Genomic DNA, 20,026 nt, shown 5'->3' with positions numbered 1-20,026 from the left:
CGGACCGTGCAACCGGCGGCGGCGACGGAGAATTCCCGGCGCGCCCCTGGCTTTCGTCTGTGGCACTGCGCGGGGAGGGAGTGCGCATCTGGGGCGCGCCCGGCGATGGTGGGGCGGTCCCCCGGCCCCGCCGTCAGCGCCCCTTGCGAGGCCCTGATTCTCGGCGCCCCAGGGGGTCTCAGGCCCTGCCGGCGAGGCGCCTTCTCCGCAGTATCAACGCCACGCCGATCAGGACTGCCGAGTGCAGCAGCCCGAAGACCGGCGAGAACAGGAGAGCGGCGAGAGGGCTCATGGGCCAAGCGCCAAGGGAGACGGGGATCTGGCCGAGGTTGGCCACGCTGTGGGCGAGCAGGCAGGGCCACACACTCCGCCCCGCCAGGCGCAGCTCGGTGAACAGCGGGGCCCAGGACATGCAGACCGGGACAGCCATGAGGGCGTAGACGAACCGGGGGACGTCCCAGACGCCGCGCATGAGGGCCTCGTCGAGCAGGAACAGGTAGTAGGGCAGGTGCCACAGGCCCCAGACCGCGCCGGAGACGATCCACACGGTGATGTCGGGCAGTCCCCGGGCCATGAGCGCTGGGGCGAGGTAGCCCCGCCAGGCGCCCTCCTCGGCGATGTTCTTGACCAGGGTCGGCACGACGGCGGCCGCCACCGCTGCCCCGTAGGGTCCCGGGCCCGCTGGCCCAAGCGCCCCGCACGCCCAGCCGATGGCGAGAGTGACCGCGAAGGCCGCCGGGAAGATGGCGAGCGCCAGAACGTAGGCGCTGGGACGCCCGGGCTTCCACGAGGCGATGTAGGAGCGCCTCAGGGAGCGGTCGCTCAGGGCGAGCGCCGCACCGGCGAGCAGCGGGATGAGGATCCAGATGAGGGCGGCTGGGGAGTCCATGGAGTGGGGGACGCCTGCCAGGCGGTTGACGGCCAGGCCGATCCAGCCGGAGGCCAGGACGATCACGACGTACAGGAGCAGGGGCATGCGCGAGAACATGCCCATACTGTACTTTGCAAGTATTCGACTTTACAAGTATCAGTTGAGGGTGACTCCTGCCCGTGCGGCATCCTGCTGCACAGCCTGTCGGGTTCGCTCGATCCACTCCAGCTCCTGGCGACTCCCGTCGATGCCGTATCTCAGGATCGCCGCCTTGAGGGTGGTGTCGAGATTGGCCTCATCGAACTCGATGGTCTCCAGAACCTCCTGGTCGGCGCGGATCGCGCGCTCAGCCTCATCCAGCAACGACAGCACCCTGTGGTGGCCGAGGGGCGCGGCGAGGAAGATCCGGGCGAGGAGGGAGTCCTTGGGCTGTCGGGGCTCCAGCGGGCTAGCGAGCCAGGCCTCGAGCTCGGCGCGGCCGGCATCGGTCAGGGAGTGGAGGCGACGGTCGGGGCGCCCGCTCTGGGTGATGACGCGCGTGGAGATCGAGCCGTCGGCCTCCAGGCGGTTGATGGTGCGGTAGACCTGCGACTGGTCGGCGTGCCAGAAGTGGACGACCGAACTGGCGAAGGCGCGGCTGATGTCGTAGCCGCTGAGCGGCTCGTTCGCGAGCATGCCCAGGATCGCGTGCCGTAGCTTCATGCCCTCACGGTAGTCCAGGAACTGCTCGCGCTCGCACCGCTGCCGCCTCAGGACCGCGCCGCGAGCTCCTTGTCCAGGGTCCAGATCCCGACGGCGGACACCTCCAGACCCGCACGCTCGCAGTACTGCCGGCGCTCCACCAGGACGCTGAGATCCCCGCCGCCGACGCCCCGGCTCGCAAGATCGATCCACGACTCCCCGGTGCCACCGCCGTCCAGGAAGGCTCGGAGGAAGTCGCCGTCCCACTGGACCTCGTCCAGCACCCACGGGCTCTGCTTATTGACGACCATGTGGAGGATATTGGCGAAGCGCTCCGCCGCCGCCCGCCGGTCACCAGACTTGACCTGGCAGATGTGGTTGCCCGTCTCGACGACGGCGGTGATGGGCAGGAGGAAGGTGTGCCCTGCCTCTGTCCGCTCCTTGAGGGTGCGCAGGACGCACTCCCGTTCCTCACCCTCTTTCGACCAACCCGGCACATTGACCAGGTGGTCGAGGACGGAGGTATCGATGAACCAGGTGCGGGGCTCCATCACTCGGCTCCGATGAGCCGCAGGAACTCCGAGTAATCGGCCGGCTCGTCCTCAGCTGGCCCGGTGAGCAGGCCTTGGGAGATCACGCGCCCGAGCGTCCCCCGCGCCATGGCCCGGTCGTAGCCGGGGAGGTCAGGCATGCGCGTCACCTGGCCGTCGTGACAGACGAGCACCTCCTTGGCATGCGCTCCCCCGATCGCATCGAGAAGCGCCGGGGAGTGGGTCGTGATAACGACCGAGACCCCCGCTTGGGCGGCCGCCTCCTCAACGAGCTCGAACAGACGCGCCGCATGCGAGGGGTGCAGACCATTCTCGATCTCCTCAATGGCGAGCAGGCTGCCTGGATACGTTTCACCTGCTCCCGGCAAACGATCCCCGACAATATTTGGCGCATGGATCAATGCAGTCGCGATGCCCAGGAACCTCAGCAGGCCATCGCTCATCGACCTGGCGTCCGTGCGACTGGTCGCCGACTCCTTGAGCGCCAGCATGACCTCGCGCCCCTCATCGGCGGTGACGAAGTCGAGCGACTCGACGGGGCATCCCGCAACGTCTCTCGTCAGAGTCTCCAACCTGCGGAACAGCAACGGATACTCATCCCTCATGAAGTGAACGACGGCAGACAGATTGGCCATGTTCGGCTCGACGGAGAGATCATCCTTCGAAACATAGGTCCGCATGCGGGATGCATCGACATCGAAAATAGCCACGTTCCGCAACGCCTGTGCAGTAACCGCGACTGCCTCGGTAAACCGATGATCAGGTGATTCGATCTCCACGCTCCCCAGGAAGGACAGGGCAGTATTCTCCGCAGATACGGAGAACGGCGCTTTCATCTCACCAAACATAATGGTGTTCATCATCCCGCTGTCATTGCCTTCCACAATGACAGCGGGAGACGGGCCCTCCGCCAGGCCGGTCTCGTGGAAATAAAGCGTCTCTCGCACCACCCTAATGTCAGGGATGTCAGGGCTCACCTCGACCTTAACGTCATACAGGTACTCCACCGGGTCCTCGCCGTCGACGCGCACCGTGCACCCGAGTTCGAAGGCCGTCTCCCCGTAGGGGGCCAGGCTCCCAGACCCTCCGCGCACAGGGCCGCCTTCACGGCGCTCGCCGTCGAGACTGTCACGCAGGCGCTCGGGCGTGGCCAGCCGCGACAGGACGTCCAGGGCGTCGAAGACATTCGACTTCCCGCTGGAGTTCCGCCCGGTCAGCACCGCCAGCCCGTCGAGCGGAACGACGGCATCCCGGAAGGACTTGAAGCGGGTGAGCCGCAACTCGGTCAGGCGCGACGTCTTCCTCATACCAGCATGCTACTCAGGCGACGCCGTGTCGTTGGGCACCTCGCGCCAAGCTCCACGATGGCCGGACCGTCGCTCTTGGCGGCCGGCGCCGGCCCGCAACACTCCTGGCCCCGGCCCGCCTCAGCGCAGCCGCAGGATGACCGAGTCCCAGCCCGCCAGGACCGGCCCGGCCCCTGCATGGCCCGAGCCGGAGTGCACCGCGGGGTCGCTCGCGCGCAGCAGCACCTCGGCCCCCGCCCAGCGCTCGACCTCCAGGCTCTCAGCGGCCAGCGCCTCCCAGAGCCCGCCGTCGCCCTCCAGCGCCAGGTCCTCGCGCGCGCACTGGGCGATGAGCAGCAGCTGCTCGCGGCCGGCCTGGGTGACCAGCTCGCGCAGGATCACCCAGGCGCTGGGGTGCTCGGCGGCCAGGAGCCGGAAGGTTCCCAGGGCCAGGACCTCATCCTGGTGGCGCAGCGCTACCAGCGCCCGATGGTGCTCGAAGACGCTGCCGGGCACACCCACCTGGGCGGCGGCGTTGATCTGCCCGGCGTTGGGGGCCACGTCGATCCAGGGCTGGCCGGTGGTGAAGCCGGCCCCCTCCCCCGGCTCCCACTGCACGGGGGTGCGGGCGTTGTCACGGGAGTTGACGGGCATGGCGGCCAGAAGCGCCTCGGGGTCGTCCCCGGCGGCGACGCGCTCGTGGTAGTGGTTGATGGACTCCAGGTCCCGGTAGGCGCCGAGCCCCGGGAAGACCGTGTTGGTCATGCCCAGCTCCTCGCCCTGGTAGATGTAGGGCGTGCCTCGGTGGGCGTGGAGGATGGAGGCCAGGGTCTTGGCGCTGATCTCGCGCCAGGCGGGGTCATCGTCGCCGAAGCGGGAGACGGCCCGCGGCTGGTCGTGGTTGTCCCAGTAGTTGGAGTTCCAGCCCCGCTCGGTCAGGTCGCCCTCGGGCCCCACCTGCGGTGCCAGGGCGGCCTGCCAGGAGGCCAGGTTGTCCTTGAGCGCCACCAGGTCCACGGGCCTGGGGTCGAACTTGCCCCCGGGCCCCTCGGCCAGCCCCACATGCTCGAACTGGAAGACCATGTCGAGCTCGGCGCGCTCGGGCCCGGTGTAGAGCGGCGCGTCGCTCAGCCGCACCCCCGGCGTCTCCCCCACCGTGATGACGTGCCCGGCCCGCGGGGCGAAGACCTCGCGGTTCATCTCCGCCAGGAACTCGTGGATGCGCGGGCCGTTGGCCACGGCGTGGAAGCCGTCCCCGAACAGGTCGCCCTCGCCCTGGGCGCCATCGGCCAGGGGGTAGGTCTTGGAGATGAGGTTGATGACGTCCATGCGGAAGCCGTCCACGCCCCGGTCCAGCCACCAGGTCATCATGTCGTAGACGGCGCGGCGCACCTCCTCGCTCTCCCAGTTGAGGTCGGGCTGCTTGCGGGAGAAGAGGTGGAGGTAGAACTCGCCGCTGCCCTCGTCCCAGGCCCAGGCGGACCCGGAGAAGAAGGAGCCCCAGTTGGTGGGCTCGGTGCCGGGCTGGCCCGGCACCAGGCCGGGCACCTGCCGGGCGGGCCGCCAGATGTACCAGTCGCGCTTGGCGGACTGCGCGCTGCTGCGCGACTCGATGAACCAGGGGTGCTCGTCGCTGGTGTGGTTGACCACGAGGTCCATGACCAGGCGCATGCCCCGCTGATGGAGCCCGGCGATGAGGGCGTCCAGGTCCTCCAGGGTGCCGAAGAGCGGGTCGACGTCGCGGTAGTCGGAGATGTCGTAGCCGTTGTCATCCTGGGGGGATCGGTAGATGGGGCTGAGCCACACGACGTCGACCCCCAGGGCGTCCAGGTGGTCCAGCCGGGCGGTGATGCCGGGGATGTCGCCGATCCCGTCACCGTTGGTGTCCTGGAAGGAGCGCGGGTAGACCTGGTAGACGACGGCGCGGCGCCACCAGTCCGGCTCCTGGCCCACGTGGCGGGGCGAGACGACGAGGGCGGGGACAGACTGGGCGTCCACAGGGGCTCCTTTGCGTAGGGCGGCTCTCAACTCCCCTATTCAACCCCCTCCGGGCCGACGGCGCAGGCGGCCTCGCACCGCGCCCATGGCCGCATGGCATGGAGGGAGGCCCCGGCGCGGTTCTGCGCCGGGGCCTCCCCTGTGGCATGCGGCCGGCCCTACTTCTGGGAGCCGCGCATGACCCCGGAGATCACCCAGCGCTGGGCGAAGACGTAGACCAGCACCATCGGGGCGATGGCCATGAGGTAGGAGGCGAAGGACACCGTGTAGTTCGTGTTGAACTGGCCCTGGAAGACGTACTGCGCCAGGGGCAGGGTGGCCTTGGACTCATCGGTGAGGATGACCAGGGGCAGCAGGAAGTCGTTCCAGGCCCACAGGCAGGTCAGGATTCCCACGGTGGCGTTCATGGGGCTCAGCAGCGGGAAGATGATTCGCCAGAAGATCATCCAGCGGCTGGCGCCGTCCATGGCGGCCGCCTCCTCCAGCTCCACGGGGATGGACTTGATGAAGGAGGTGTACATGAGGATGTTGAAGCTCAGGCCGTAGACGGTGTAGAGCAGGATGAGCCCGGCCTCGTTGTCCAGGTGCATCCAGGCGGTCTGCTTGACCACCGGGAGCATGATGATGGGGAAGGGCACGAACAGCGCCGCCACGAAGTAGTAGTACAGGCGGCGGAACCAGGGCCGGTGCATGTTGCGGCCCAGGGCGTAGGCGACCAGGGAGTTGGTCAGCAGGGTCAGGACGACGGCGCCCACCGTGATCGTGGCCGTGGCCATGAGTCGACTCGGGTAGTTGGTCATCGTCCAGGCCTCGCGGAAGTTGTCCAGGCTCCAGGACTGGGGCAGGGCGAATCCGGAGGCGGCCAGCTCGGCGGGGGTCTTGAAGGCGGTGACCACGGTGAAGTACAGGGGCACCAGGATGGTCAGGCTCAGGACGATGGCCAGGGCGGTGGTGAACCAGTTGGTCCCCCCGATGGCCACCCGGCGACGCCGGCGCGGCGCGGATCCGCGGGACCCGGATCCTGCCGCTCGGGCCGAGGAGGCGGTCATGGCTGTCGTGTTGGTGGTTGCTGTCATGGCTCAGACCCTTTCCCGGCTCTGGAAGAACTTCAGCTGCGCGAGGGACAGCAGGACCACGATGAGGAAGTAGATGATCCCGTTGGCCGTCTGGTAGGCGTACTCCCCGCCCTGGAACCCGTTCTTGAAGATGAGGTAGGAGATGGACTGGGTGGCCGTTCCCGGGCCGCCGCTGGTCAACGCCACCACCTGGTCGAAGACTCCCAGGAAGTTCTTGAAGGACAGGATCATGTTGATGCCCACGAAGGGGATGATGAGGGGCAGGGTCATGGACCACAGGCGCCGGGCGGGACCGGCTCCGTCCAGTGCGGCGGCCTCGTAGATCTCGTCGGGGACGGTCTGCAGACCGGCCAGGTAGATGATGGTGTTGTAGGCCGCGGCCTGCCACACCCCGACCATGACGATGGCCAGCCAGGCGAGCTGCTCATTGGCCAGCAGGGAGCTGCTCAGCCATTCCCATCCCAGCCACTGCCCCACCAGGGGAAGGTTGTTGGTGAACAGGTAGCTGAAGATGTAGGACACGATCAGCACCGGAAGGATGTAGGGCAGGAAGAAGATCCCCCGGAAGACGGAGCGCGCCTTGAGGGCGGAGTTGAGGATCAGGGCCAGTCCCAGGGAGATGATGTTGGTCAGGACCGTGGCCACGATGGCGTACTGGAAGGTGAACCCGTAGGAGCCCCAGATGATGTCATCGCTGAACAGGCTGACGTAGTTGGTCACCCCCACGAAGCGCCACTCGCCGTAGCCCTGGTAGTTGGTGAAGGTGTAGAAGAACCCGGTCAGGAGTGGGACGGTCAGCAGGATCGTGAAGAGGATCGCCGCGGGCGCCACCATCCAGATGAAGGCGCGCTCCACGGGCTGGGGCTTGTTGTCCCGGGCCCGGGTGGAGGCCGAGGAATTCGTGACTGATGTGCGTGCCATGGTGCTCCTCCTCAGGCCGTCTCGTTCAATCGCTTCATGACCTTGTTCCACTGCTCATCCAGGACCGAGACGAATGCGTCGACGTCGTGGTTGATGAGGAACTGCTGCATGTAGGCGTTGAGGGTGACCGCCTGGGGGAAGTTGTGGTCCGAGTAGGTGGCCACGCGTCCCTCCTCGAAGTAGGGGGTCAGGCCCTCCAGCGCCGGGTCCGTGGCGGACATGCCCTTCAGAGTGGGGTAGGCGACCTGCTCGCTGCAGTAGTCGGCCATATTCGCCTCGTTCATGAGGTAGTCCAGGAATCGCATGGACTCCTCGGGGTGCTCGGGCTCGGCCCCCATGGTCAGGGCCACGTCGACTCCGGAGACCACCTTGGTGTCCTTGGCGCTGTCCGCCGGGGTGGCGAAGGTCCCCAGGTTGATGTCCTCGTTGTAGGAGCGGATGGCGGGGATGGCGTAGGTGCCGTGCCAGTACATGGCGGCCTTGCCCTGGGCGAAGCCCTGGTTGGCGTCGTTGTATCCCAGCTCGAACTTGTTGGAGTTGCCGTAGGCGGCCACGGCCGACATCTTCTCCATGACCGGGCGCAGGTCGGAGAAGCTGGTGCCCGAGTCCAGGTCGCGGCGCTGCTCGTACCAGTGGGCGACGCCGTCGGTCAGGTACCCCCCGGAGATGGAGGAGAACATGGGCGCCCCGGTCCAGTTGTCCTTGAAGCCCCAGTAGAAGGGGTCGATCCCGGCGGCGGTCAGCTCATCGCAGATCTCGATGAGCTCGGCCCAGGTGGTCGGCGGGGTCAGACCGGCCTTGTCGAAGATGTCCTTGTTGTAGATGATGCCCGAGCCGTTGTTGGCGAAGGCCAGGCCGTTGTTCTCCCCCGGGGCGCCGGAGCCCAGCGTGGCCAGGATCTCGGCGATGGAGGGCTGGACGGTGCCCATCGCCTGGGAGGAGGCGAAGTCGCGGAAGACCCCGGAGTGGGCCAGGGCCCCGTAGTTGTAGTCACCGTTGATGGTGACCAGATCGGGCATGTCTCCCTTGACCAGTCGCACGCGCAGGGCGGTGACGTTGTCGGCCTGGAAGTTCTGGGTGACGACGATGTCCGGATTGGCCGCGTTGAACTCCTCGCAGATGCGGTCGAAGATGCCGATCGCCTCGCTCTTGAACTGGAAGAGCTCCAGGCGCACCGGCCCGGACCCCCGCGAGGAGCCGCAGGCGGATAGGGCTCCGCCCGCGGCCGCGAGCGCCCCCACCCTCGCCGACGTGGCGAGGAAGGAGCGCCTGCTCAGTGATGTCATGAGGACCTCCTGGTGTCCATGTGCTGGGCGGCGGCAGGGGGCCGGCGTGGGTGCCGGTCAGCCGCCCGAGATAATTTTGCATCAAAAGAAACTCTGAGGCAACCCCGGCGAGACCGCTCTCCAGATCCGACATCACCGCACGACAGGGAGTGTTCAGTGCTAGAACAAAGGGGGCTCATGGGGGACAATGCCGCTATGGAAGCATCCGTCCCCGCGCCCCCCTGGGAGCGGCTCAGCGATACCCAGCTGACGATCGTCGCGACACTGCTGCGCCGCGGTCGCATGGCGCGCGCCGACCTCATGGAGGCGGTCGGGGTCTCCGCCGGCTCGATCACGCGCCTGACCGCCCCGCTGCTGGAGGCCGGGATCCTCACCAGCCACTCCGAGCAGGTCGCCGCCACCGGCCGGCCCCAGTCACTGCTGGAGGTCCGCGCCGAGTCCGAGTCCCTCCTGGGAGCCACCCTGTCTCCGCATTCGCTGACCGTCTGCCTGACCGATCTGCGCCTGAGGGCGCGGGCCTCCATGCAGGTGCCCCTGGAGGAGCACTCGCCGCAGGCGGTCGTGTCGACCCTGCGCCAGGCGATCGGCGAGGTGATCACGGGTGCGCAGGGCCTGGCGGCGCCTGTGCGCATCGGCATGGCCCTGGGCGGCACGGCCCGCGATCGCCGCACAGTGGATCAGGCCTCGTTCTTCGGCTGGAGCGAGGTTCCCCTGGCGCAGATGGTCCGCGAGGAGATCGGCCTGCCGTGCACGGTGGGCAACGACGTGGCTGCGCTGGCCGAGGCCGAGGCCTGGTTCGGGGCCGGGCGCCAGCATGAGCGGCTCGATGTCATCACCGTGGGCGCCGGGATCGGCTTCGCCCTGGTGGTGGGAGGCCAGGTGGTCACCAGCCCATCGGCCGAGCTGGGGCTGATGGGCAGTCTTCCCGTGCCCGACGGCTCGCGCCCGCCGGTGGCCAGCCCGGCCATGGAGTGCCTGTCCTCCGCCGCCCTGGAGGGCGCCTGGCTGCGGCGCACGGGGCAGCGGGCCACGGCCCTGGACATCGCCGGCCGGGCCCGCCAGGGCCAGGCCGAGGCGGTGGAGGTGTGCGCCTCCTATGCGCGGCGCCTGGGGCGCTTCATCGCGATGGCGGCGGCCTTCACCCTGCCCCAGACCGTGGTGGTCATGGGCGAGCGGGCCGATGTCGCCGCCCTGCTGGAGGACCAGGTCATGGTGGGCATCGCCGCGGTGCGCCGGCCGGGGGCCGAGCCCATCGAGCTGCAGGTGCGCGACCATCGGCGCACGGACTGGGCGCGCGGCGCCGCCTGCCTGGCGCTGCGGGAGCGCCTGGGCATCACCGCCCCCCAGGCAGCCCGGGCCGCCTGGGCTCCCTGAGTCCCTGGGTCCCTATGTCCCTGTGCCCCTGACCGGTCGCCCTGCGCGCCCCGCATCGGGGCGCAGCCGGCCATGGGACTAGGCTCAGCCCGTCGCCCACCCGAGCCGAGCCCCACGGCGGCCGGCGCAGGGCCTGCCAACCCATGTCTCACCCGCCGCAGACACGCCACAGGAGTCGCGTCATGACCTCTCCCCTGTCCTCCGCATCCAGCCGGCCCCGCCCGGCGCCCGCCCGCCCCGAGGCGCTGGTGACCGGGGCGACCTACCGCTTCACGGTCCTGACCAGTCGCCTCATCCGCATGGAGCACTCCCCCACCGGGGCCTTCACCGATGCCGCCACCCAGCTGGTGGTCAGTCGCGACCTGGGCGATCCGGGCGCCTTCCGCGTCATTGAGGGCGCCGACAGGGTGGAGATCATCACCGAGCATCTGCACCTGACCCATGTGCCCTCCCTGGGCTTCACCCGCTCGGGCCTGAACGTGCGCCTGCGCTCGGCCACCGCCTCCCCTCACGGCGGCACCTGGTATCACGGGGATGTCTGGGACCCCCAGGAGTCCTTCCCCTCGAATCTGGGCGGCACGGCCCGCACCCTCGATGAGGTCGATGGCCGTGTCGAGCTGGGTCCGGGCCTGCTGTCCCTGACCGGCATCTCGGTGCTGGACGACTCGGCCTCCCTCGTGGTGACCGAGGATGAGTGGATCGAGCCGCGGCCCCAGGGCAGCCGCCTCCAGGACGGGGCCCAGGACCTCTACGCCTTCGGCTACGCCCAGGACTACCGCGGCGCCCTGGCGGACTTCTTCCGCCTGACCGGCCCCAGCCCGCTCATCCCTAGGGCCCTGCTGGGCAACTGGTGGAGCCGCTACCACCCCTACAGCGCCCAGGAGTACCTGGATCTCATGGACCGCTTCGCCGCCCAGGGCCTGCCGGTGTCGGTGGCGGTGATCGACATGGACTGGCACCTGGTGGACATCGATCCGGCGATCGGCACCGGGTGGACGGGCTACACCTGGAACCGCGAGCTCTTCCCCGACCCGCCGGCCTTCCTGGCCGCTCTCCATCAGCGCGGCATGCTCACCTCCCTCAACGTCCACCCCGCCCAGGGGATCCGCCGCCACGAGGAGGCCTATGAGGCGGTGTGCCGGGACCTGGGCCTGGATGCGTCCCTGGGCCAGGACGTGCCCTTCGACATCACCGACCGCGACTTCGTGGCCGCCTACCTCAGGCGCGTCCATCACCCCCTGGAGGATGAGGGCGTGGACTTCTGGTGGCTGGACTGGCAGCAGGGCGGGACGACGACGATGCCGGGGCTGGACCCGCTGTGGATGCTCAACCACATCCACTACCTGGACTCGGCCCGCCCCCGCCCCGATGGGGCCGGGGGCACCCGGCGCCGTCGGCCCCTGACCTTCTCGCGCTTCGCCGACGCCTCGAGCCACCGCACCCCGGTGGGCTTCTCGGGGGACACGATCACCACCTGGGACTCGCTGCGCTTCCAGCCCGAGTTCACGGCCACGGCCGCCAATATCGGCTACTACTGGTGGTCCCATGACATCGGCGGGCACATGTTCGGCCAGCGCGACGACGACATGGCCGCCCGCTGGAGCCAGCTGGGCTGCTTCTCCCCGATCAACCGCATGCACTCCACGCTCTCGGTGTTCAACTCCAAGGAGCCCTGGCGCTACGGCCGCGATGCGCGGGCGACGATGGAGGCCCATCTGCGCCTGCGCCACCGACTGGTGCCCTACCTCTACACCTGGGCCCGGCGCTCGGCCGCCACCCAGGGCCCGGGCGCGGGGCTGGGGCCGGTGCGCCCGCTCTATCACGACCACCCGGGCCAGGAGGGGGCCTACGCCCACCGGGGCTCCTTCATCTTCGGCGAGCTGGTGGTGGTCCCCTTCACCTCCCCCCTGGATCCGACCACGGGGCTGGGAAGCGAGAGGGCCTGGCTGCCCGAGGGCACCTGGTTCGACCTTCCCACGGGCAGGCGCTACACCGCCGGGCGCGGGGGCCGCACCCTGATCCTGTCGCGCCCCCTGGAGCGCCTGGCGGCCCTGGCGCCGGCGGGCTCGCTCATCCCGCTGGCCGGGGACATCACCGAGGCCGCCGCGGACAACCCCCGCAGCCTGGACATCGTCATCGTCCCGGGCGCTGACGGCTCCTTCACCCTGGAGGAGGACGACGCCTCGCCCTCCCCCGGCCCCCAGGGCGTGGCCCGCACCTCCATGTCCCTGTCCTGGCCCCGGGACGCCGAGCCGGGCAGGGCGGTGGTGCGCATCGCCTGCGAGGGGGCCAGCCAGGTGGTGCCCGACGAGCGGCGCCTGGTGCTGCGCCTGCTGGCCACCGGGGCCGACTCGGCCAGGCTGCGCATCGGCGGCGACGGCGGCGAGGACCCGGGCGCGTCGGGGGCGCGCGAGGCTCCCCTGCGGCAGGTGGAGGCCGACGGCTTCACCCTGGGCGCGCATACGGAGGTCGATCTGGGGGTCGTCTCGCGCCAGGACCTCGTGGCCGGTATCGAGGTCGAGTTCCTGGGCGCCGCCGCGCGCCCGGCCGACTGGCGCCAGGAGGTCTTCGCCATCCTGGAGCCGGCCCGCCTGCCCTACCTGGCCAAGGACCAGGCCTGGGCGGCGATCGACCGGGGCCTGAGCGGCACCGCCCTGCTGGCGGAGATGGAGTCACTGGGGCTTCCCCCCGAGGTCCTGTCCGCCGTCGCCGAGGTGGTCTGAGGCGCCTGGTGCGACCTCCATGGTCGTCGGGGCGGTGAGATGATCGGGGCACCATGCCTCCTTCCCCGACAGCCCGCCCCGCGCCCCCGGACTCCGGTCCCGACCGGCCGGCCATGTCCTTCCGCCCCGACCGGCGGTTCTGGATCGTCTACGCCTGCCTCATGGCGGTCATGTTCCTCTCGGCGATGTACCAGACCGTGGTGGCCACGGCCCTGCCCCTCATCGTCGGGGACCTGGGCGGGGTGTCGCAGATGTCCTGGACGATCACCGCCTACACGCTGGCCCAGACGGTGGCCATGCCCTTCTACGGCCGGCTCGGGGACGTCATCGGGCGCAAGCCCCTCTACCTGGCGGCCATCGCCCTGTTCGTCATCGGCTCCGCCCTGTGCGGACTGGCGGCCTCCATGGAGGTGCTCGTGGCCTTCCGCTTCCTGCAGGGCCTGGGCGGGGGCGGGCTGATCATCTCCTCCCAGGCCATCACCGGGGACCTCATCCCGCCACGGGTGCGCGCCACCTACACCGCCCCGATGGGCTCCATGTTCGGCATCGCCTCCATCCTGGGACCGCTGCTGGGCGGGTGGCTGACCGAGGCGCTGAGCTGGCGCTGGGTGTTCTGGTTCTTCCTGCCCTTCGGGATCCTGGCCTGGGTCGCGGTGGCCATGGCCCTGCGCCTGCCGCGCCACAGGGTGCGCCCGAGCATCGACTGGGCGGGCCTGGCCCTGGCCACGGCCGGGGCGGTGGGCATCGTCCTGATCGCCACCTGGGGCGGCAGCGCCTACTCCTGGACCAGTCCGGTCATCGCCGCCCTGGCGGCCGGCACCGTCCTGGCCTGGGCGGCACTGGTGGTCGTCGAGCGCCGGGCGGCCGAGCCGATCATGCCCCTGTCGGTGCTGACCGACCGGACCTTCGCGGTGGCCACGGCGGTCTCGGTGATCGCCCTGGGCTGCCTGTTCGGGCTCAACGGCTACCTGCCCACCTATGTGCAGATGGTCTTCGGGGTCTCCCCCAGCGCCTCGGGGCTGGTGCTGGTGCCCGGCGCCGCGGGCATGGTCCTGGCCTCCGTGATCGCCGGGGCCCTGGTCACCCGCACCGGCCGCTACCGGATCTTCCCGGTGGCGGGCAGCGCCGTCGCGGCGCTGGGGATGGCGGTGGTGGGCCTGGCCCCTCCCACCGCGCCACTGTGGTGGCCGAGCCTGGGGGTCCTCGTGGCCGGCCTGGGGGTGGGGATGTTCTTCCAACTCATCGTCCTCATCATCCACAACGCCCTGCCGGCGTCCCTGCTGGGAACCGCGACCAGCGCCAACAACTTCTTCCGGCAGATCGGGGTGACGCTGGGCTCGACAATCGTGGGGGTGGTGTTCACCTCGCGCCTGACCTCCTCCCTCCTGGACCTGGGGCTCAGCCCGCAGCAGGCCTCCTCGCTGACTCCCGACTCCCTGGGCGCCATGGACGCCTCCCTGAGGGCGGGCGTGGTGGAGGCCTACCACCAGGGGCTGTCCCCCGTGATCCTGGGTCTGGCCCCGATCCTCCTGGCCGGTGCGGTGATCGCCCTGGGGTTCACGGCCATCCCCCTGTCCACGCGCACGGGGCTGGAGCAGCGCAGTCTCGAGGAGTCCCGCCGGAGGGATCGACCCTGATGCGCAGTTACGAGCGCTGAGAGGCACCGATGGCCGCTGGCCCCCCACTGACGGCCTGCCGGGCGTGGGCGCCTGCGAGCGCCGCCCTCAACGGTTGAGCATTTACTCATGTCCCCTGGATCTCACGCATCGCCGCTCCCGCAGGCGCCAAAAAGGCCGTGACCAGCAATAATTGGCGTCATGGACCTCATCAATCGGGGTAGCGCACGCCCCTTCCCCACTCTGATCATCACTGTGCTGGCCGGCCTGGTCCTCAGTGTCCTGCCCTCCGCCCCCGTGGCTCATGCCGCCCCGGCTCCTCCCGTCCTATCACCCATGCCCCAGTCCGTGACCTGGCAGGGCCCCGCGGTGGACCTGACTGGAAAAGTCCAGATCACCAAGGTGGGGACCAAGGCCGGCGACGACGTCGTCGCCCAGGCGACCCGGATCGTCAAGAAGGCCGGAGGGACCGTGGTCACCAGCGGCGCCACGGCCCGCATCGTGGTGGGCACGGCCGACGGCAAGCCCGTCACCCAGGGCGGCCTCACCCTGGATGTCCCCACCCAGGCCGAGGGATACGCCCTGGCCACCGTCACCTCGGGGGTGCCCACGGCCGTCGCCGTGGGGGCCGACGCTGACGGCGCCTTCTACGCCACCACCGTCCTGGAGCAGCTCACCATCGGCGGCTCGGTCACCGGCGCGCTCATCAAGGACTGGCCCACCATGCCCGTCCGCGGAATGGTCGAGGGCTTCTACGGGATCCCCTGGAGCCACCAGGCGCGCATGGACATCATGTCCTACATGGGCGCCCAGCGCATGAACACCTACATCTACGCCCCCAAGGACGATCCCTACCTGCGGGCCAAGTGGCGCGAGCTCTACCCGGCCGCCGAGCTGGAGCGCATGAAGGCGCTGGGCAAGGCCGCCCAGGCCGCGCACCTGGACCTCGTGGTCACGCTCTCCCCGGGGGACAGCATCTGCTACTCCTCCGATGAGGACTACAAGGCCGCCGTGGCCGTGTTCGAGCAGCTGCGAGGGATCGGCATCAAGAACTTCTACGTCGCCTTCGACGACACCACCTGGGAGCTGGGCTGCGACTCGGACAAGGCCGCCTTCACGGGCGCCGGCGAGTTGGAGGGACTGGCCCAGGCCCAGGCGCATTTCCTCAACCGCATCCAGAGGGACTACATCAAGGCCAAGGGCCTGCCCGACCTGTGGACGGTGCCCACCCAGTACACGGGCACGGAGGCCACGGTCTACAAGACCACGCTGGGCAAGGCCCTCGACAATGCCGTGGCCGTGCAGTGGACCGGCATCTCGGTGGTGACCGACTCGATCACCACCGCCCAGGCCACCCAGGCCGCCGCGAACTACGGGACGGACAGACTCGTCATCTGGGACAACTTCCCGGCCAATGATGGGGAGAACCAGGCCCGGCTCTTCCTGGGGCCCATGCCCGCTCGCGAGGCCACCCTGGGCAGCGCCATCACGGGCATCACCACCAACCCCATGATCCAGCCCTACGCCTCGCGGCTGGCCCTGGCCGAGTACGCGAGCTTCACCTGGCACCCGGCCAAGCACGATGCTCAAGCCACCCGGGACAAGGCGATCGCCGAGATCGTGGGGAAGAGCTCGGGCACCGAGTGGGAGACCATGCAGGCCTTCATCGATGTCCAGGAGCAGTGGGAGTTCACCGGCTGGCAGGCCACCGACACCTGGAATGACATCTACCGCTTCATCTGGGCCCTGGAGGGCAGCGATGAGGCCTGGCTGGAGGCCAAGGCCGCCACGCTGCGCGCCCGCCTGCGCCTGCTGCGCAACGCCCCCACCACCCTGGAGGGCATCGCCGCCACGGGCTTCTACACCGACACCAAGCCCTGGATGGACGTGACCTCCAACTGGGCCAGCGCGGACCTTGCCGCCATCGACCTCCTGCTGGCCCTGCGCCGCGGGGACACCCAGGCGGCGCAGAAGGCCAATGCCACCATGGAGTCCATGGTCACCTGGACCACCAAGGGACGCGTCAACACGCTCGATGACAAGGGCAATGTGGTGACCAACGGCATCGTTCCCAAGGTGGGCGAGAACGCCATGAGCGAGCTGGTCGACCAGGCCCGCACGGCCTGGGCCAACCGCTGAGCCATCCCTGATCTCACGACGAGGCGGGCCCTCCCAGTGCCGGGAGGGCCCGCCTCGTGCATGGCGCCCCGGCAGCGGGCAACCCGGAGGTAGGGTCCTGGTCATGAGCACTTCACCTGACCCCGTCGCCGACGACGCGAGCCCCTCCCACCGCGAGGGCCAGGAGCCGGACCGGCAGCGCGCGCCCCGCTTCCCCCAGGCCGAGCCCTACTTCGCCGGCGATGAGCGCACCAACCGCGAGCGCATGCTCGCCGGGGACTGGTACGTCTCGGACGACCCTGACAACGCCCGGATCGCCGCCCATGCGCGCAAGATGCTCCACCGATTCGAGCAGGCCTTCGCCGAGGGCGACCCCGACTGCTGGGACCTGCTGCGCTCGGCGATCCCAGGGCTGGGCCAGGGCGCCCGCCTGCTGCCCCCGGTGCGGGTTGACTACGGGGACAACATCGTCGTGGGCGAGGGGACCTTCGCCAACTACGGCCTGGTGGCCCTCGACGTGGTGCCGATCCGCATCGGCGCGCACTGCCAGATCGGGCCCAATGTCCAGCTCCTGACGCCAGTCCACCCCCTGGAGCCCGCGCCGCGCGCCGCCGGCCTGGAGGCCGCCGACCCCATCACCCTGGGGGACAACGTGTGGCTGGGAGGAGGGGTGATCGTCTGCCCCGGAGTGACGATCGGGGATGACAGCGTCATCGGCGCGGGCTCGGTGGTCACCCGTGACATCCCCGCCCGGTCCCTGGCCGTGGGCAATCCCGCCCGGGTCATCCGCACCCTGGATGACTCGACCTTCGCTGCCCGTCACTGAGCCGCCCGACAGGGCGGGCGGGCCCCATCACCGCGGCCGCGACAGCGCCCGAATCCGTGCTGATTCAGCCGCGAGCGCCTAGGCTGGAGGTGGCACAAGGGCGAGCCGCACGATCGGGAAGGACCGGCCATGACTCCCAGCGATGTCGCACAAGGATCCGTTCAACTCCAGGGTGAGGATGCCAAGGACGCCTGGGTCGACCCCCGCCTCGCGGACCTGTGCCGGCGGGCGGCCGCTCGCGGGACGGTCCTGCTGCGCAATGACGGCGCCCTTCCACTGGCCTCTCAGGCTCCTGTGGCGGTCTTCGGGCGCGTCCAGGTCGACTGGTTCGCGGTGGGCTACGGATCGGGGGGAGACGTCAACGCCGCCTACACCACCACTCTCCTGGACAGCCTGGTCGCCGCCGGGGTCGCTGTCGATGAGGAGCTGGCGGCCGAGTACCGCCGCTGGTGCGCGGACAATCCTCCCCCCAGCGGCGAGTGGGGCCAGTGGCCGCGCTTCTTCGAGGAGATGCCGATCAGTGATGAGGCCATCGAGCGGGCGGCGCAGGCGGCCCGCACGGCGATCGTCGTCGTGGGCAGGGCCGCGGGCGAGGATCGGGAGAATGTGCTGGAGCCGGGCTCCTTCTACCTGACCGGGGCGGAGGAGTCCCTTCTGGAGCGGGTGGGACGGGCCTTTGAGTCGATGGTCGTGGTGGTCAACACCGGCAACGTCATGGATCTGTCCTGGGCCGACCGCCTGGGCGCCGGGGCCCTGATCCTGGCCTGGCCCGGCGGGATGGAGGGGGCCCGGGCGCTGGCGGATGCGCTCACCGGCGCCGTCGAGCCCGGTGGGCGCCTGACCAGCGCGATCGCCCACGAGTACCAGGACTACCCCAGTGCCCCCGACTTCGGTGCCGAGGACTACAACAACTACAGCGAGGACGTGTTCGTCGGCTACCGCTTCTTCGAGACCTTCGCCCCGGGGGACGTGCAGTTCCCCTTCGGCTTCGGCCTGGGCTACACCACCTGGCGCATCGACCCGGCCGGCCTGAGCGGGCCCGACGACAGTGATGGCCGTGCCCTGAGGGTGCGAGCCGCCGTCACCAACACCGGGGAGCGCTCGGGCTCGACCGTCGTGCAGGTCTACGCGGCCCCACCGGCCGGGCAGACCGGGATGACACGTCCCGAGCGCAGCCTGGTGGGCTTCACCCGCACCCCCGAGCTGGAGCCGGGGGCGCGGGCGGAGGTGGAGATCAGCGTCCCGATGCGCCGCCTGGCGGTGTTCGACGACCACGGAGTCACCGGCCATCCCGACGCCTGGGTCCTGGAGGCGGGCAGCTACCCGATCCTCGTGGGCGACGACGTCCAGTCCACCCGTTCGGCGGGCACCGTTGAGGTGGCCGAGCTGGAGGTCGTGCGCCAGTGCGAGGAGGCCCTGGCCCCGAGCGAGACTTTCAACCGCATGGTGGTCAGCCGGGATGCCGATGGCGTGCCGATGCCCGGCTGGCAGGAGGCGCCCACCGCGACCGCGGACCTGCGCGCCCGGATCGAGGAGCGCCTGCCCACCGAGGTCCCACCCGTGCCGGGCAGCCGGATCGGCTTCGCCGAGGTGGTCGCCGGCAGGGCCGGGATCGAGGACTTCCTGGCCCAGCTGAGCATCGAGGAGCTGGCGGACCTGACCTTCGGGGACATCACCATGGACTCCCCGCTGGGGGCGCCGGGCAATGCCGGCGCCCTGGGCGGGGTGACGCCGAGCCTGCGCAGCCGCGGCATCCCGGCGGCCATCACCACGGACGGCCCCTCGGGGCTGCGCCTGGCGACGCATGCGGCCCTCCTGCCCTGCGGCACGGCCCTGGCCTCGACCTGGGACACCGCGCTCATCGAGGAGCTGGCCGCCCTCCACGGCCAGGAGATGGTGGCCAAGGGCTCGGACATCCTGCTGGCACCGGGCATGAACATCCACCGCAACCCGCTGTGCGGCCGTAACTTCGAGTACTTCAGTGAGGACCCCCTGCTGACGGGGCTGTGCGCGGCCGCCGTGGTGCGGGGCCTCCAGTCCCAGGGGGTCGCCGCCTGCCCCAAGCACTTCGCCGCCAACAACCAGGAGACGGCCCGCACCGTCAGCGACTCGCGAGTCTCAGCCCGAGCGCTGCGAGAGATCTACCTGCGGGGCTTCGAGATCTGCGTGGAGGAGGCGGCCCCGCGGGTCATCATGACCAGCTACAACAAGATCAACGGGCAGTGGGCGCACTACAACTACGACCTGGTCTCCACGATCCTGCGCCGGGAGTGGGGCTACGCGGGGCTGGTGATCACCGACTGGTGGATGCGCTACGCCCCCGACCCGCTGTTCCCGGGGCTGGCGGACTCGGCCACCCGGGTGCGCGCGGGTGTCGATGTGCTCATGCCCGGGGGGCGCGCCCACACCTCCACTCATGAGGAGGGGCACGACGACTCCATCGTCGAGGGCCACCGCGAGGCAGGGCTGACCCTCGGCGAGGTCCAGGCCAGTGCCCGCCGCGTCCTGGAGCTCCTGGTGGCGCTGCACCGCTGAGGCCATGCTGACAGAGATGCTGAGGGGATCTGTCCACCGTGAACAACTTTAAGCTGCCCCACAGGGCAGTTCCTGGAAGAAACGAAGGGCTGACCTGCGCATTTATCATCGCGCCTGCGGCTGGCACTCACTAAAGTTGTTCACCGTGGACAGCACGGGGCGGG

14 protein-coding genes are annotated in these 20,026 nt (G+C 69.8%); 6 read left to right on the top strand and 8 right to left on the bottom strand.

Translation table 11 applies throughout. From position 1 onward, the window contains the following. Nucleotides 1-178: 178 nt before the first annotated feature. The 8 genes from EL266_RS06560 to EL266_RS06525 all read right to left on the bottom strand — a co-directional run bounded on the left by EL266_RS06560 (nt 179) and on the right by EL266_RS06525 (nt 8,670). Complete coding sequence (locus tag EL266_RS06560) at nt 179-988, bottom strand: CPBP family intramembrane glutamic endopeptidase (protein WP_026427335.1); 810 nt, start codon at nt 986-988, stop codon at nt 179-181. A 39-nt stretch (nt 989-1,027) separates the two neighbouring features. Continuing rightward, on the bottom strand, nt 1,028-1,573 hold the full coding sequence (locus tag EL266_RS06555) for a PadR family transcriptional regulator (RefSeq protein WP_026427336.1): 546 nt from the start codon (nt 1,571-1,573) through the stop codon (nt 1,028-1,030). Between the two features lie 47 nt (nt 1,574-1,620). Further along, complete coding sequence (locus tag EL266_RS06550; protein ID WP_026427337.1) at nt 1,621-2,103, bottom strand: hypothetical protein; 483 nt, start codon at nt 2,101-2,103, stop codon at nt 1,621-1,623. Next, the gene (locus EL266_RS06545) at nt 2,103-3,410 is read right to left on the bottom strand and encodes an AAA family ATPase (RefSeq protein WP_026427338.1); all 1,308 of its coding nucleotides are present in this window, start codon (nt 3,408-3,410) and stop codon (nt 2,103-2,105) included. Before EL266_RS06545 ends, EL266_RS06550 begins: the two co-directional genes overlap by 1 nt. A gap of 120 nt (nt 3,411-3,530) precedes the next feature. Next, nucleotides 3,531-5,387, bottom strand: a complete 1,857-nt coding sequence (locus tag EL266_RS06540; protein WP_026427339.1) for an alpha-glucosidase — start codon at nt 5,385-5,387, stop codon at nt 3,531-3,533. 158 nt (nt 5,388-5,545) lie between these two features. Further along, a complete protein-coding gene (locus EL266_RS06535) occupies nt 5,546-6,463 on the bottom strand; it encodes a carbohydrate ABC transporter permease (RefSeq protein WP_232012132.1) in 918 nt (305 codons plus the stop codon). Nucleotides 6,464-6,466: 3 nt separating this feature from the next. Continuing rightward, nucleotides 6,467-7,384 (bottom strand): carbohydrate ABC transporter permease, encoded by a 918-nt coding sequence (locus tag EL266_RS06530; protein WP_232012131.1) that lies wholly within the window; start codon nt 7,382-7,384, stop codon nt 6,467-6,469. An 11-nt stretch (nt 7,385-7,395) separates the two neighbouring features. After that, nucleotides 7,396-8,670, bottom strand: a complete 1,275-nt coding sequence (locus EL266_RS06525; protein ID WP_026427342.1) for an ABC transporter substrate-binding protein — start codon at nt 8,668-8,670, stop codon at nt 7,396-7,398. A 195-nt stretch (nt 8,671-8,865) separates the two neighbouring features. On the opposite strand from EL266_RS06525, the gene EL266_RS06520 reads away from it, so the two are divergent. From EL266_RS06520 to EL266_RS06495, 6 genes are all read left to right on the top strand, one after another. Continuing rightward, entirely contained in the window at nt 8,866-10,044 is a 1,179-nt protein-coding gene (locus EL266_RS06520) for an ROK family transcriptional regulator (protein WP_051281306.1), read from the top strand. Nucleotides 10,045-10,226: 182 nt separating this feature from the next. After that, entirely contained in the window at nt 10,227-12,767 is a 2,541-nt protein-coding gene (locus EL266_RS06515; protein WP_126412237.1) for a glycoside hydrolase family 31 protein, read from the top strand. A 53-nt stretch (nt 12,768-12,820) separates the two neighbouring features. After that, the gene (locus EL266_RS06510) at nt 12,821-14,404 is read left to right on the top strand and encodes an MDR family MFS transporter (protein ID WP_051281477.1); all 1,584 of its coding nucleotides are present in this window, start codon (nt 12,821-12,823) and stop codon (nt 14,402-14,404) included. Between the two features lie 180 nt (nt 14,405-14,584). Then, on the top strand, nt 14,585-16,522 hold the full coding sequence (locus EL266_RS06505; RefSeq protein WP_051281478.1) for a beta-N-acetylhexosaminidase family protein: 1,938 nt from the start codon (nt 14,585-14,587) through the stop codon (nt 16,520-16,522). A 244-nt stretch (nt 16,523-16,766) separates the two neighbouring features. Then, nucleotides 16,767-17,327 carry a sugar O-acetyltransferase gene (locus EL266_RS06500; protein ID WP_034515812.1) on the top strand — a complete coding sequence of 187 codons (561 nt, stop codon included), beginning with the start codon at nt 16,767-16,769 and terminating at the stop codon, nt 17,325-17,327. Nucleotides 17,328-17,456: 129 nt separating this feature from the next. Beyond that, nucleotides 17,457-19,862: a glycoside hydrolase family 3 protein gene (locus tag EL266_RS06495; RefSeq protein ID WP_026428127.1), complete on the top strand. Its 2,406-nt coding sequence runs from the start codon at nt 17,457-17,459 to the stop codon at nt 19,860-19,862. The last annotated feature ends 164 nt before the right edge of the window (nt 19,863-20,026 follow it).

The organism is Actinomyces slackii, assembly GCF_900637295.1.
GTDB classification, from domain to species: Bacteria; Actinomycetota; Actinomycetes; order Actinomycetales; family Actinomycetaceae; genus Actinomyces; species Actinomyces slackii.
This window is presented reverse-complemented; position numbering and strand designations above follow the sequence as displayed.

Excerpts from the sequence above, each read along its gene's own strand:
- EL266_RS06520 (WP_051281306.1), top strand. The coding sequence starts at position 8,866 with ATGGAAGCATCCGTCCCCGCGCCCCCCTGGGAGCGGCTCAGCGATACC.
- EL266_RS06560 (WP_026427335.1), bottom strand. The coding sequence starts at position 988 with ATGTTCTCGCGCATGCCCCTGCTCCTGTACGTCGTGATCGTCCTGGCC.
- EL266_RS06525 (WP_026427342.1), bottom strand. The coding sequence starts at position 8,670 with ATGACATCACTGAGCAGGCGCTCCTTCCTCGCCACGTCGGCGAGGGTG.
- EL266_RS06535 (WP_232012132.1), bottom strand. The coding sequence starts at position 6,463 with ATGACAGCAACCACCAACACGACAGCCATGACCGCCTCCTCGGCCCGA.
- EL266_RS06500 (WP_034515812.1), top strand. The coding sequence starts at position 16,767 with ATGCTCGCCGGGGACTGGTACGTCTCGGACGACCCTGACAACGCCCGG.
- EL266_RS06495 (WP_026428127.1), top strand. The coding sequence starts at position 17,457 with ATGACTCCCAGCGATGTCGCACAAGGATCCGTTCAACTCCAGGGTGAG.
- EL266_RS06505 (WP_051281478.1), top strand. The coding sequence starts at position 14,585 with ATGGACCTCATCAATCGGGGTAGCGCACGCCCCTTCCCCACTCTGATC.
- EL266_RS06555 (WP_026427336.1), bottom strand. The coding sequence starts at position 1,573 with ATGAAGCTACGGCACGCGATCCTGGGCATGCTCGCGAACGAGCCGCTC.
- EL266_RS06515 (WP_126412237.1), top strand. The coding sequence starts at position 10,227 with ATGACCTCTCCCCTGTCCTCCGCATCCAGCCGGCCCCGCCCGGCGCCC.
- EL266_RS06530 (WP_232012131.1), bottom strand. The coding sequence starts at position 7,384 with ATGGCACGCACATCAGTCACGAATTCCTCGGCCTCCACCCGGGCCCGG.
- EL266_RS06510 (WP_051281477.1), top strand. The coding sequence starts at position 12,821 with ATGCCTCCTTCCCCGACAGCCCGCCCCGCGCCCCCGGACTCCGGTCCC.
- EL266_RS06550 (WP_026427337.1), bottom strand. The coding sequence starts at position 2,103 with ATGGAGCCCCGCACCTGGTTCATCGATACCTCCGTCCTCGACCACCTG.
- EL266_RS06545 (WP_026427338.1), bottom strand. The coding sequence starts at position 3,410 with ATGAGGAAGACGTCGCGCCTGACCGAGTTGCGGCTCACCCGCTTCAAG.